Annotated in this window: 12 protein-coding genes and 2 pseudogenes; 8 read left to right on the forward strand and 6 right to left on the reverse strand. The window is 64.5% G+C overall.

Features of this window, described 5'->3' with window-relative positions; all coding sequences use genetic code 11:
* Positions 1-48 precede the first annotated feature (48 nt).
* The 3 genes from dusB to ntrC are packed head-to-tail and all read left to right on the forward strand — an operon-like array spanning position 49 to position 3,668.
* Positions 49-1,050, forward strand: coding sequence for a tRNA dihydrouridine synthase DusB (dusB, locus tag AOQ71_RS30770; protein ID WP_083514609.1), 1,002 nt, complete (start codon positions 49-51; stop codon positions 1,048-1,050).
* On the forward strand, positions 1,047-2,216 hold the full coding sequence (locus AOQ71_RS30775) for a two-component system sensor histidine kinase NtrB (protein WP_057756646.1): 1,170 nt from the start codon (positions 1,047-1,049) through the stop codon (positions 2,214-2,216). The genes dusB and AOQ71_RS30775 overlap by 4 nt, the downstream gene beginning before the upstream one ends.
* 9 nt (positions 2,217-2,225) lie before the next feature.
* A complete protein-coding gene (gene ntrC, locus AOQ71_RS30780) occupies positions 2,226-3,668 on the forward strand; it encodes a nitrogen regulation protein NR(I) (protein ID WP_057754959.1) in 1,443 nt (480 codons plus the stop codon).
* Between the two features lie 188 nt (positions 3,669-3,856).
* Here the strand turns inward: ntrC and AOQ71_RS46440 are convergent, their stop codons facing one another.
* Positions 3,857-4,003: a hypothetical protein gene (locus AOQ71_RS46440; protein WP_167354007.1), complete on the reverse strand. Its 147-nt coding sequence runs from the start codon at positions 4,001-4,003 to the stop codon at positions 3,857-3,859.
* Between the two features lie 175 nt (positions 4,004-4,178).
* On the opposite strand from AOQ71_RS46440, the gene AOQ71_RS30785 reads away from it, so the two are divergent.
* The 5 genes and pseudogenes from AOQ71_RS30785 (at position 4,179) to fabI (ending at position 9,384) form a co-directional block, all read left to right on the forward strand.
* Entirely contained in the window at positions 4,179-6,398 is a 2,220-nt protein-coding gene (locus tag AOQ71_RS30785; protein ID WP_057754962.1) for a DUF3141 domain-containing protein, read from the forward strand.
* Between the two features lie 26 nt (positions 6,399-6,424).
* On the forward strand, positions 6,425-7,387 hold the full coding sequence (locus AOQ71_RS30790) for a phosphate acetyltransferase (protein WP_430648662.1): 963 nt from the start codon (positions 6,425-6,427) through the stop codon (positions 7,385-7,387).
* A 5-nt stretch (positions 7,388-7,392) separates the two neighbouring features.
* Positions 7,393-7,511, forward strand: a pseudogene (locus AOQ71_RS48870) (acetate kinase); the annotation flags it as partial.
* Position 7,512: 1 nt separating this feature from the next.
* Positions 7,513-8,599 (forward strand): annotated as a pseudogene (locus AOQ71_RS30795) (acetate/propionate family kinase); the annotation flags it as partial.
* Complete coding sequence (gene fabI / locus AOQ71_RS30800; RefSeq protein ID WP_057754965.1) at positions 8,596-9,384, forward strand: enoyl-ACP reductase FabI; 789 nt, start codon at positions 8,596-8,598, stop codon at positions 9,382-9,384. The pseudogene AOQ71_RS30795 and the gene fabI, both read left to right, overlap by 4 nt.
* 6 nt (positions 9,385-9,390) lie before the next feature.
* Here the strand turns inward: fabI and AOQ71_RS30805 are convergent, their stop codons facing one another.
* The 5 genes from AOQ71_RS30805 to AOQ71_RS30825 all read right to left on the reverse strand — a co-directional run bounded on the left by AOQ71_RS30805 (position 9,391) and on the right by AOQ71_RS30825 (position 12,776).
* Positions 9,391-9,849, reverse strand: coding sequence for a MaoC family dehydratase (locus tag AOQ71_RS30805; protein ID WP_057754968.1), 459 nt, complete (start codon positions 9,847-9,849; stop codon positions 9,391-9,393).
* A 12-nt stretch (positions 9,850-9,861) separates the two neighbouring features.
* Positions 9,862-10,512 (reverse strand): 3-oxoacid CoA-transferase subunit B, encoded by a 651-nt coding sequence (locus tag AOQ71_RS30810; protein WP_057754971.1) that lies wholly within the window; start codon positions 10,510-10,512, stop codon positions 9,862-9,864.
* A 3-nt stretch (positions 10,513-10,515) separates the two neighbouring features.
* Positions 10,516-11,163 (reverse strand): CoA transferase subunit A, encoded by a 648-nt coding sequence (locus tag AOQ71_RS30815; RefSeq protein ID WP_057754973.1) that lies wholly within the window; start codon positions 11,161-11,163, stop codon positions 10,516-10,518.
* Positions 11,164-11,256: 93 nt separating this feature from the next.
* On the reverse strand, positions 11,257-11,853 hold the full coding sequence (locus AOQ71_RS30820) for a hypothetical protein (RefSeq protein WP_057754976.1): 597 nt from the start codon (positions 11,851-11,853) through the stop codon (positions 11,257-11,259).
* Positions 11,850-12,776, reverse strand: a complete 927-nt coding sequence (locus AOQ71_RS30825) for an alpha/beta fold hydrolase (protein ID WP_057756650.1) — start codon at positions 12,774-12,776, stop codon at positions 11,850-11,852. The genes AOQ71_RS30820 and AOQ71_RS30825 overlap by 4 nt, the downstream gene beginning before the upstream one ends.
* Positions 12,777-12,794 lie beyond the last annotated feature (18 nt).

Genomic DNA, 12,794 nt, shown 5'->3' on the forward strand with positions numbered 1-12,794 from the left:
GGCAACGAGACCCCCGTGACCGGCTCGGCAGTATCAGGCTCTAAGCCGTTGAAAATAGGCGATATTGAAATCGCCAATCCGGTCTTCCTGGCACCGATGTCGGGAGTGACGGATTCACCCGTCCGCCGTCTGGCCGCTGAGCTGGGGGCCGGCCTGGTCGTCTCCGAAATGACGGCCAGTGACGAACTCGCCAATGGTCACCGGATGTCGCGGTTGCGCTGCGAAGCGACCGGGGTTGGGCCCCATGTGGTCCAGCTCGCCGGCTGCGAGGCGCATTGGATGGCGGAAGGCGCCCGGATTGCCGAGGCCGAGGGCGCCGACATCATCGATATCAACATGGGCTGTCCGGCCCGTCACGTCACCGGCGGCCAATCAGGCTCGGCCCTGATGCGCGATCTCGATCACGCCGTCGGCCTGATCGAGGCGACGATATCAGCGGTGAAAGTGCCGGTGACGCTGAAGATGCGGCTCGGCTGGGACGATCGCACCCGCAACGCGCCGGGGCTGGCGCGGCGCGCGGAGGCCGCCGGCGTCAGGCTCGTCACCGTTCACGGCCGCACCCGTTGCCAGTTCTACAAGGGCGAGGCCGATTGGGATGCGATCCGCGCCGTGCGCGAGGCCATCTCGATTCCGCTCGTCGTCAATGGCGACATCACCTCTTACGACAAGGCGCTTGCGGCGCTCGAGGCCTCCGGCGCCGATGCCGTGATGATCGGTCGCGGCGCCAACGGCCAGCCCTGGCTGCCCGGCGAAATCGGGCGACGGCTGAAGGGTGGGGCGGCTGAAGCCATGCCCTCGCTCGCGACGCAACTTCATTATGTCCGCACGCTTTATGAGGGCATCTGCGCTCTCTATGGCCTGCGGGTCGGGCTCAAGCATGCGCGCAAACATCTCGGCTGGGCGCTCGATGTCGCGGCCAAAGCCAGCGGTGCGCCGGCCCCGACGCTGAAGGCCTGGCGCCAGAAGATTTTGACGTCCGAGGATCCGGGCCTGGTCCACCGATCGCTACAGGATGCCTTCGACGATTTTGCATGGAGCGCTGCTGCATGAGCTCAGCCGCGGACCATCGCAAACCTGGCGACAGCGAGGCGATCCTCGATGCCTTGCCCAATCCCGTGCTGTTGATCGGGCCGGACGGCAAGATCGTCGCCGCCAATATTGCGACCGAAGCCTTCTTCGATATCTCGACGCAGTTCCTGAAGCGGCAGTCGCTGAAAGAGCTGGTGCCGTTCGGCAGCCCCTTGCTGGCGCTGATCGACCAGGTGCGGTCGTCGAACTCGCCGGTCAACGAATACAAAGTCGATCTGGGCACGCCGCGCATGGGCGGCGATCGCCAGGTCGATCTGCATGTCGCCCCGCTCACCGAGCGGCCCGGCCATATCGTCGTGATGCTCCAGGAGCGCTCCATCGCCGACAAGATGGACCGCCAGCTTACCCACCGCAGCGCTGCGCGCTCGGTGATAGCGCTAGCAGCGATGCTCGCGCATGAAATCAAGAATCCGCTCTCCGGCATCCGCGGCGCGGCGCAGCTCCTGGAGCAGCAGGCATCCTCGGAAGACCGCATGTTGACCCGCCTGATCTGCGACGAGGCCGACCGCATCGTCACGCTGGTCGATCGCATGGAAGTGTTCGGCGACGAGCGCCCCGTGGTGCGCGGTCCCGTCAACATCCACTCCGTGCTCGATCACGTGAAGCGGCTGGCGCAGTCGGGCTTTGCCCGCAACATCCGCCTCATCGAGGACTATGATCCTTCGCTCCCCCCGGTGCTGGCCAACCAGGACCAGCTGATTCAGGTGTTCCTCAATCTGGTGAAGAATGCCGCGGAAGCCTTGATCGACGTCCCCGACGGCGAGATCCAGCTTACCACCGCGTTCCGCCCCGGCGTGCGCCTGTCAGTTCCCGGTCAAAAATCCCGGGTATCCCTGCCGCTCGAATTCTGCGTGCGGGACAATGGACCAGGCGTGCCGGACGATCTTCTGCCCAATTTGTTCGACCCGTTCGTGACCACCAAGCAGACCGGCTCTGGCCTCGGTCTTGCTCTGGTCGCCAAGATCGTCGGCGATCACGGCGGCATCATCGAATGCGAGTCTCAGCCGCGCAAGACCACCTTCCGCGTGCTGATGCCGATGTACTCGACATCGGTCAAACACACAGATCACAGCAGTCGCGACGGCTCTGCCGGGAAGTCGTCGTCTGCATCACAGGGGGCAAAATGAGGATTAACAATGCCCGCAGGTAGCATTCTCGTCGCTGATGACGACACCGCCATCCGCACGGTTCTAAACCAGGCACTTTCCCGGGCCGGGTATGAAGTCAGGCTGACCGGCAACGCCGCCACGCTGTGGCGCTGGGTCAGCCAGGGGGAGGGCGATCTCGTCATCACCGACGTGGTGATGCCAGACGAAAACGCCTTCGACCTGTTGCCGCGGATCAAGAAGATGCGGCCGAATTTGCCGGTCATCGTCATGAGCGCGCAAAACACGTTCATGACGGCGATACGCGCCTCGGAGCGCGGCGCGTATGAATATCTGCCAAAGCCCTTCGACCTGAAGGAGCTGATTGCCATCGTCGGCCGCGCGCTCGCGGAGCCGAAGGAACGCGTCGCGACAGCTGACGATGACGCAGAGATGGAGGCGATCCCGCTGGTCGGCCGCTCGCCGGCGATGCAGGAAATCTACCGCGTGCTCGCGCGTCTGATGCAGACCGACCTCACCGTGATGATCACGGGCGAGTCCGGCACCGGCAAGGAGCTGGTGGCGCGCGCACTGCACGATTACGGCAAGCGCCGCAACGGGCCGTTCGTCGCGGTCAACATGGCGGCGATCCCGCGCGACCTCATCGAATCCGAGCTGTTCGGCCATGAGCGCGGCGCCTTCACCGGTGCCAACACGCGGGCGTCCGGCCGGTTCGAGCAGGCCGAGGGCGGCACGCTGTTCCTCGACGAGATCGGCGACATGCCGATGGAGGCGCAGACCCGCCTGCTGCGCGTGCTGCAGCAGGGCGAATACACCACGGTGGGCGGCCGCACCCCGATCAAGACCGACGTGCGCATCGTTGCGGCCTCCAACAAGGATCTGCGCGTCTTGATCCAGCAGGGTCTGTTCCGCGAGGACCTGTTCTTCCGCCTCAACGTCGTGCCGCTGCGGCTGCCGCCCTTGCGCGAGCGCATCGAGGATCTTCCGGATCTCGTGCGTCACTTCTTCGCGCTCGCCGAGAAGGACGGCTTGCCGCCGAAGAAGCTCGATGCGCTGGCGCTGGAGCGGATGAAGCAGCACCGCTGGCCCGGCAACGTGCGCGAGCTGGAGAACCTCGCCCGTCGCCTTGCCGCGCTCTACCCGCAGGACGTGATCACGGCGTCCGTCATCGACGGCGAGCTGGCGCCGCCTTCGGTCAGTCCGGGGGCCGCGGTCCAGCAAGGTGTCGATAATCTTGGCGGCGCGGTGGAAGCCTATCTCTCATCGCACTTCCAGGGCTTCCCGAACGGCGTGCCGCCGCCCGGCCTCTATCACCGCATCCTCAAGGAGATCGAGGTACCGCTGCTCACGGCCGCGCTCGCCGCGACCCGCGGCAACCAGATCCGCGCCGCCGATCTGCTCGGCCTCAACCGCAACACGCTGCGGAAGAAGATCCGGGATCTCGATATCCAGGTGTACAGGAGCGGGGGCTAGTCCCAGCGACAAACGCCGTGCGCATTTGCGCAGGAGTGGCTCAGCTCCCTACCACAGCGGAGCTGAGCCTGTCCGGATCGCGCTGGCTGTTCGTGGCAGACGCGGAGGACAGAAGTCCTGATAGGGCTGATATGTTCCGCTAGAACATTCGAATTGTCGTCATGCCGTCGCAGCACGCCACCTCGCGCCTATCTGAGCAGGCGCACTGCGACTGGCTGGATATTGGCCATCTCCACGGTCGGGTCCTGCCTGCTTGGCCCGTTGACCAGGAGATCAGAGGCCACGATCAGCAGCAACACCGCCGAAACCATCGTTGCGAGGAAGAATCTGTCCATTCCGGTTAAGCCGGAAAGGCTGCAATCCGTTCCCGCCGTCGACCTCGGTCTTCTTGCCTCTTCTTAACAGGGTTCCGCGTAGCGGCGGCGCGCGCAAGTCGCCCACCGTTGACCTATGTCAACGTGAGCCGTGGCGGCTCGCCTTGAATGACCTCGCACCACGACGAGGTCGAACATGGCAATGGAAAATTTGAAGCTGCCTGATGGTCCCATGTCAGGGCTGGTCGCCTCGGCCGTGGAATATCTGGTCGATGCCGGCCAGCGCAGCGTGCTGTTCCTGGACATTATGCGCCAGCGCGGCGACCAGTATCGCGAGCATGTCGCGCAGACCGCACCGCACGTGCTGCAATATGCTGCCGAATTAATCACCGACGGCCGCACGCTGGATGAGCCCGTCAATTACGCGCTGGTGCGCATCATCCCGCCCAAGGACGTCACGATCGACATGACCCGGCGACCATTCGTCGTGGTCGATCCGCGCGCAGGCCATGGCCCCGGCATCGGCGGCTTCAAGGCGGACAGCGAGATCGGCGTCGCGATGAAGGCCGGGCATCCCTGTTATTTCATCGGGTTCCTGCCCGAACCCATGCCAGGCCAGACGATCGAGCGCATCGCGCGGGCGGAAGCGAAGTTTCTTGAAACTGTCATCAACCGTCACCCCGAGGCCGACGGCAAGCCCTGCGTCATCGGCAATTGTCAGGCCGGCTGGGCGGTCATGATCCTGGCATCGCTGCGGCCGGAACTGTTCGGCCCGCTGATCATTGCCGGCGCGCCGCTCGCGTATTGGGCAGGCGTCCACGGCAAATATCCGATGCGCTATTCGGGTGGCCTGTTGGGCGGAAGCTGGCTCACCGCGCTCGCCAGCGATCTCGGCGCCGGCAAGTTCGACGGCGCCTGGCTGGTGCAGAATTTCGAGAACCAGAACCCCTCGAACACGCTCTGGACCAAGCAATATAATGTCTATTCCAAGGTCGACACCGAGGCCGAGCGCTATCTCGATTTTGAGCGTTGGTGGGGGGGCCACGTCAACCTCAATGCGGAAGAGATCCAGTTCATCGTCGACGAGCTCTTCATCGGCAACAATCTCGCGGCCGGCCGCATCGAGATGTCCGATGGCCAGAAGGTCGATCTGCGCAACATCCGTTCGCCGATCGTGGTGTTCTGCTCCAAGGGCGACAACGTCACACCGCCGCAGCAGGCATTGGACTGGATCCTCGACTGTTATGCCGATGTCGACGAGATCAGGGCCTATGGCCAGACCATCGTCTACACCGTTCACGACAGCATCGGCCATCTCGGCATCTTCGTGTCCGGCGGCGTCGCCAAGAAGGAGCACGCCGAATTTTCCAGCAACATCGACCTGATCGACGTGCTGCCGCCCGGGCTCTACGAGGCGACGTTCGAGGCGAGGGGCAACGAGACGCTCAATGCCGATCTTGCTGCCGGGCAATGGGTGATGCGCTGCGAGGCCCGAACGCTCGACGACATCAGGGCCATGGGCGGCAATTCCCCCGAGGACGAGCGGCGGTTCGCGGCCGCCAAGCGCGTCTCCGAGCTCAATCTGGCGGCCTATCAGAAGTTCGTGCAGCCCTGGGTCAAGAAGATGGTGACGCCGCAGGTGGCGGATTGGGCACGCAACATGCATCCGCTGCGGATGCAGTACGAGGCGTTCAGCAGCAAGAATCCCTGGATGTCCACGGTCAAAGCGGCCGCCGATCGTGTCGAGGATGAGCGCAGGCCGGTGTCGAAGGACAATCCGTTCCTGGCCTTCCAGGAGCAGATCTCCAAGCAGATCGTGCACGCGCTCGATAGCTGGCGCGATACCCAGGAGGCGCTCAGCGAGACCATCTTCCTCAATGTCTACGGCTCACCCGCGCTCCAGGCCGCGGTCGGCATCGATCCCAATTCCGTACCGTCACGCCGCCGCGAGATGTCGGACGAGCATCGCGCCATGCTCGAAAAGCGCATTGCGGAATTGAAGGCGAAGATCGGCGAGGGTGGTCTCCGTGAAGCCTCCATCCGCGCGCTGCTCTATGTCGGCTCCGCGCGCGGCATGGTGGACGAGCGCAGCATCGAGGCGCTCCGTCAGGTCAGGCGCGACCATGCCGGCCCCCGGATGACGCTGTCCGAATTCAAGATGCTGGTGCGCGAGCAGTTCTTCATGCTGCTGGACCGGGAGGGCGCGTTGGCGGCCATCCCAAGCCTGTTGCCCGCCGATATGAACCAGCGGCACGCGGCCTTCGCGGCGATCCGCGAGGTGTTGTCGGCGAGCGAGGACATCACCGGCGAGCGCGCCAATCGCTTGAAGCGTGTTGCCGGGCTGTTCGGCCTCGACGAGGAGGGCGAGACAATGTCGAACGTCGCCCCTTTCGACTCGCAGGCACGGGCGTCGTAGCGCGGATTGGCGGAAACGGGAGCGACATGATGTCGGCCGAGACGATGCACAAGACCGGCAGCAAGTACGACCGGCTGATCGCGGCGGCGCAGGCGGTGCCGGCGACACCGACCATCGTCGTGCACCCCTGCGACGAGACCTCGCTCCGCGGTGCCGTCGACAGCGCCAGCGCGGGCATCATCCGGCCGATCCTGGTCGGGCCCGAAAAGAAGATCAGGGACACGGCCACAAAATTCGACCTCGACGTGTCCGGATTCGAGATCGTCGACGCCGCGCACAGCGAGGATGCGGCGGCCAAGGGTGTCGAGCTGATCCATGCCGCCAGGGGCGAGCTGCTGATGAAGGGCAGCCTGCATACGGACGAGCTGATGCGCGCCGTCACGGCGAAAACGGGCGGCCTGCGCACCGACAGGCGCATCAGCCATGTCTTCGTCATGGACGTGCCTGCCTACGCCGAGACGATTTTCGTGACCGATGCCGCGATCAACATCTTCCCCGATCTCGATGCCAAGCGCGACATCATCCAGAACGCGATCGATCTCTACAACCAGGCCGGCTTCGGCAAGACGCCGCGGGTTGCAATCCTGTCGGCAGTCGAAACGGTCACCTCGAAGATCCCGTCCACGATCGAGGCCGCGGCGCTCTGCAAGATGGCCGATCGCGGCCAGATCACCGGCGGCATGCTCGACGGCCCGCTGGCATTCGACAACGCCATCGACCCGGAGGCGGCGCGGATCAAGGGCATCGTCTCCGAGGTCGCGGGACGAGCCCAGATCCTGATGGTTCCGGACCTCGAATCCGGCAACATGCTGGCCAAGAACCTCGCTTATTTCGCCAAGGCCGATGGTGCCGGCATCGTGCTGGGCGCACGGGTGCCGGTCGTCCTGACCTCGCGCGCGGACTCGCCGCGCGCGCGCATGGCGTCCTGCGCGGTCGCAGCGCTTTACGCATCAGCCCGGCGCCAGCAGGCGCCGACAGTCGCCGCGTGACCGCCATGGACACCATCCTCGTCGTCAATGCCGGCTCCTCAAGTGTCAAGTTTCAGGTCTACTCGATCGAAGGCGAGGCCAGGCTGCGCCGGCAGATCAAGGGGCAGATGGACGGCATCGGCAGNCCTGCGCGCCGGCGACGCCGGCGGGCAGTCCCTGGCCGATCGCGCCTATCCGATCGAGGCCGTGCCCGATGTTCCCTCGGCAATGGCCGTTGCCGGAGACTGGCTGCGCAACGAGCTCCAGGTCACGCCCATCGCGGTCGGTCACCGCGTCGTGCATGGCGGCCCGGACTATTCAAAGCCGGTCCTGATCGACCATGGCGTCGTGTCCCGTCTCGAACGATTTGTTTCTCTGGCGCCGCTGCACCAGCCGCACAATCTCGCACCGATCCGCTCATTGCTGGCGAATTTTCCGGAGCTGCCGCAGGTGGCATGCTTCGACACCGCCTTTCACCGCAACCATGATGCCGTCGCAGATCACTATGCCATTCCGCATCAGCTTCACGCCGAGGGCGTCAGGCGCTACGGATTCCACGGCCTGTCCTACGAGTACATCGCCCGAACGCTGCCGAACCTCGCGCCCGCGATCGCCAAGCGGCGCGTGATCGTCGCTCATCTCGGCAGCGGCGCCTCGATGTGCGCGCTCAAGGAGGGCCGCAGCGTCGAGAGCACCATGGGCTTCACGGCGCTGGACGGCCTGCCGATGGGAACGCGACCCGGACAGATCGATCCCGGCGTGCTGCTTTATCTGATCTCCGAGAAGGGCATGCAGCCAGCGAAAGTGCAGGACTTCCTCTACCGCGAGTGTGGCCTGAAGGGCCTTTCCGGCATCAGCAACGACATGCGCGAGCTGGAGGCCAGCAACGATCCGCAAGCAAGGCTCGCCATCGACTATTTCGTCTACCGCATCGCCCTCAACGCCGGAATGCTGGCGGCGGCGCTGCAAGGGCTTGATGCCTTCGTGTTCACCGCCGGTATCGGCGAGAACTCCGCATCGATCCGCGCGCGCGTTGCAGCCAGGCTCGAATGGCTCGGCGCGGTGCTCGATGCAGGCGAGAATGCCCGCCATGCGCGCCTCATCTCCCATGCCGACAGCCGCATCCCCGTCTATGTCGTTCCGACCGACGAGGAGCTGATGATCGCCCAGCACACGCTGTCGCTGCTGATGAACGGCCAATCGCACAACACAAGATCTGAGAGGGTGTCATGATCCCCGTATTTCCGGACAGCAAGGTGGCGCTCAAGGGCAAGAAGGGGCTGATCGTCGGCATCGCCAACGACCAGTCGATCGCCTGGGGATGCGCGCGAGCGTTCCGCGCGCTCGGTGCGGATCTCGCCGTGACTTATTTGAACGACCGCGCCAAGAAACATGTCGAGCCGCTGGCCCAGGCGCTGGAGGCGCCGATCTTCATGCCGATGGACGTGATGGCCGAGGGCCAGACCGAGGCGGTATTCGAGCGCATTGCGACCGAGTGGGGCCAGCTCGATTTCCTGCTCCATTCCATCGCCTTCTCGCCCAAGGAGGCGCTGCATGGCCGCGTCGTTGACGTCCGTCGCGACGGCTTCCTCAAGACCATGGACGTCTCGTGCTGGTCGTTCATGCGGATGGCCCATCTCGCCGAACCCTTGATGAAGAACGGCGGCACGCTGTTCACCATGACCTATTACGGCAGCCAGATGGTGGTGGAGAATTACAACGTGATGGGCGTCGCCAAGGCCGCGCTCGAAGCCTCCGTCCGCTACATCGCGGCCGAGCTGGGTCCGAAGGGCATCCGCGTCCACGCAATCTCGCCGGGACCGCTGGCGACCCGTGCTGCCTCGGGCATTCCTGAATTCGACGAGCTGATGGACAAGGCGCAGTCAAAGGCGCCGTCGCGCAGCCTCGTCAGCATCGACGATGTCGGCAATGCCACCGCTTTCCTCGCGCTTGACGGCGCCAAGCTGATCACCGGCGGGGTGCTCTATATCGATGGTGGCTATCACATCATCGATTGAACGCGCTCAACGATAATGCAAGGCGATGAGCTCAGCGACGCAGGCGGGCCTCTTGCCGCCCTCGATCTCAATGACGAGGTGATAGTTGACGCGCAGGCCGTCCGGCGGCACATCCTCGGCTTCCGCAACGGTGACGCGGCCGCGCAGCTTTGAGCCGGCCGGAACCGGTGCCAGATAGCGGATGCGATCGGCGCCGTAATTCAGCGTGTTGCGCAAACCTTTCAGGCCGATCACGGAGCGGATGAAGAGGGGCGCGAGCGCCAGCGAGAGCAGGCCGTGGGCAATGGTCTTGCCGCCAGGCATTTCCTTAGCCGCGCGTTCCTGATCGACATGGATCCATTGCTCGTCGCAGGTCGCCGCCGCGAACTGGTTGATGCGATCCTGCGACACCTCGACCCAGTCGCTGACACCGATCTCGGTCCCGATGGCGGATTTGATGTCGTCGAAATCGCTGAATATCCGCATGGCCTGGCCTCGTCAGATCTTCATTTCCGGCACGGTTTCAGGGATCGCGAGCTCGGCTTCGGTCACCGCCAGGACCTCACCGGCGGTGACGCCGGGAGCGGTTTCCAGCAGAGTTGCCTTGCCGTCGGGAAAGCCGATCACCGCCATGTCGGTGACAACCAGATCCACGGGCCGTGCCGAGGTCAGCGGCAGCGTGCATTTGGCGACGATCTTGGACTTGCCCTTGGCCGCATGCTGCATGGCAACGACGACGCGCTTGGCACCCGTCACGAGATCCATCGCGCCGCCCATGCCGGGCACCATCTTGCCCGGGATCATCCAGTTGGCGAGATGGCCGGAGCTATCTACCTGGAGGCCTCCGAGCACGGTCACGTCGACATGGCCGCCGCGGATCAGCCCGAACGACATCGCGCTGTCGAAGGTGGCCGCGCCCGGCAGCGCACTGATCGGACGGCCGCCGGCATCCGTGAGCGTCGGGTGCTCCATGCCTTGCTCCGGAATTGGGCCGGTGCCGATCAACCCGTTCTCGGATTGGAAGAACACTTTGAGATCGGATGGGACGTAGTTTGCGACCAGGGTCGGGATTCCGATGCCGAGATTGACGAGATTGCCGCTTCTCAGCTCCTTGGCGACGCGCCGGGCGATGATGATCTGCGGGTCCATGTGTCACCCGTTGGTGATGAGGTAGTCGACGAGCGGTGCCGGGGTCACGACGTGATCGGGTGCGATGACGCCGACGGGCACGATGTTCTCCGCGGTGACGATGACCGTGTCGGCGGCCATCGCCATGACGGGATTGAAATTGCGCGACGTCAGCGCGTAGGCGAGGTTGCCGAGATAGTCGGCGAGGAATGCATGCACCAGCGCGAATTGCGCCCGCAGCGCGGTCTCCAGCAGGAATGGCTTACCGTGGACCTCGATCTCACGCTTGCCTTCCGCAACCAACGTGCCGACCCCCGTGGGGGTCAGAACCCCGCCGAGACCGCATCCGCCTGCGCGAATGCGCTCGACGAAGGTACCCTGCGGGACGAGATCGACGGCGATCTGGTTCGCCAGCATCTGTTGCTGCGCCTTGGGATTGAGGCCGATATGGGTGGCGGTCAAGCGAGCGACCAGCGCCGCATCGAACAGCTTGCCGACACCCTTTCCCGGGGTGGCCGCATCATTGCAAATCAGGGTCAGCCCGGTCTTCTTCTGCCGCACGAGTTCGTCGAGCAGGCGTTCCGGCGTTCCAACGCCCATGAATCCTCCGATCATGAGGCTTGCACCGGCGGGGATCATCGCAACTGCTTCTTCGATGGAAACGGCCTTCATCGATGGAACTCCGATCGCGGAAGCGGACAGTGGTGATGGACTGATGTTCCGGGACGGCAGATTGCCATCGTTGATCTGCGTCAAGGCTTCCGATCATTCGCGTGGGTCGATGCCGATGCTTGCCAGCATCTCGCGCCAGAGCCTGCGCACCTCATTGTGCCGCTGCTCCAGCGCCGCGCTGACGGCATCGCGGAAGGGCAAGAGCTCAGGCCCTTTCAGGAACAGGATTTGCGCCTGGAGCAAGCGACCGCTCTCGAACTCGATGCGCCGCAGCGCCAGGACGAAGGGATCGGCCGGGCTGGCCTCGGTCGGCAGCAGCGCTGCCGGGCGAATGGCGGCGTGAACGGCGTGCGCAAGCGTGGCGAGATTGACTGATGGCGCAAGGCTGCGATCCCCAGTCAATCCGGTTGGTGGAGGAAGCCAGGCCGCCTCCCACGAAGCGGCCATGTAGCCCAGGGCGATATCCGGCACCCAAATGGTCGCGCGCTGCAGCAACGAGACGATCTCGGACTCGCGATAGAACTGCGCGTTCAATTCGGTCTGCCAGGCAGTCTCGATCCTTAACGGCAGCGCCAGAGCAAACTGCCGCGCGAGCGCGCCATGGGCCGAGATCAGGAAGGCAGCCACGCGCGTTTGCTGCTGCGGCGGCACCCGACCGTCAGCATCGAGCGGTCCGAGGAAGCCGCTCATGGCGAGGGCCTCTGCACGGGAATGGCGCGCAGATGGTCGTAGCCGGCCGGAAACGGCGAGAGCTCGCCGCCGGGCTCGCCAGGCGCGATCAAGACGGCCTTGTTGCCCTGCCAGCGCCCGGCCAGCACGTCCTCGGCAAAGCGCGCGAGCAGGTCTGCGGTGAGCGCTCCCTTCTCGAGGGTGAAGGCGTGATAGGCCTCCGGAATGATCACCAGCGCACTGTCGGGGATTTCGACGCGAAGCGTCTCGTGCAGGCAGCGGGGAGTCAGGAAGTCGAATTCGCCATTCAGGATCATGGTCGGGACGGCGATGGACGAGAGCTGCGAGGTGATCGGATGGAAGTCCAGAAAGGACTCCATCAGGTTTTGCAGGGCATAGACGTCGTTGACGAGCCAACCCTGTCGCTTGACGCCGTCGAGCTTGTCCAGCAGCGGCTTCAGCCACCGGTCAGACAGGTTCATTGGCAGCAGCAGGTCCTGCAGGTAGCTGGTACCGCCGAGGATGAGACCGGTACGCAGCGCGTTGCCGATCAAGAGCAGCTGCGGCGACAGCTCGGCAAAACAGCTCATCGGCACCAGCCCGGACAGACGCTTGCCGTGTTCGATGGCATAGCGCAGCGCGATCAGACCGCCGAAGCTGATACCGCTGAGGAACACGGGTCCGTCGCCGAGCGTGCCGATCAGTCGGTGGAGCACGGCGACATGATCGTCCTGATTGATGAACAGCGCCGGCTTGTCCGAGACGCCCTGGCCGAGCAGGTCGAATGTGACGACGCGAAAGCGCCGGGCCAGCAGCGCATCACAGTAGGCTGCCCAAAGCTCGGCATATTGCGTCAGCCCATTCACCAGCACATAGGCGGGAGCGTCTGCCGGTCCGTCCAGCTCATAGCGGATCCGGTACGAGCCGTGACTGAGGAAGGGCATTGCGTTCGCCAGCAGTTT

The sequence above is a fragment of the Bradyrhizobium manausense genome (genome assembly GCF_001440035.1).
Lineage (GTDB): Bacteria > Pseudomonadota > Alphaproteobacteria > Rhizobiales > Xanthobacteraceae > Bradyrhizobium > Bradyrhizobium manausense.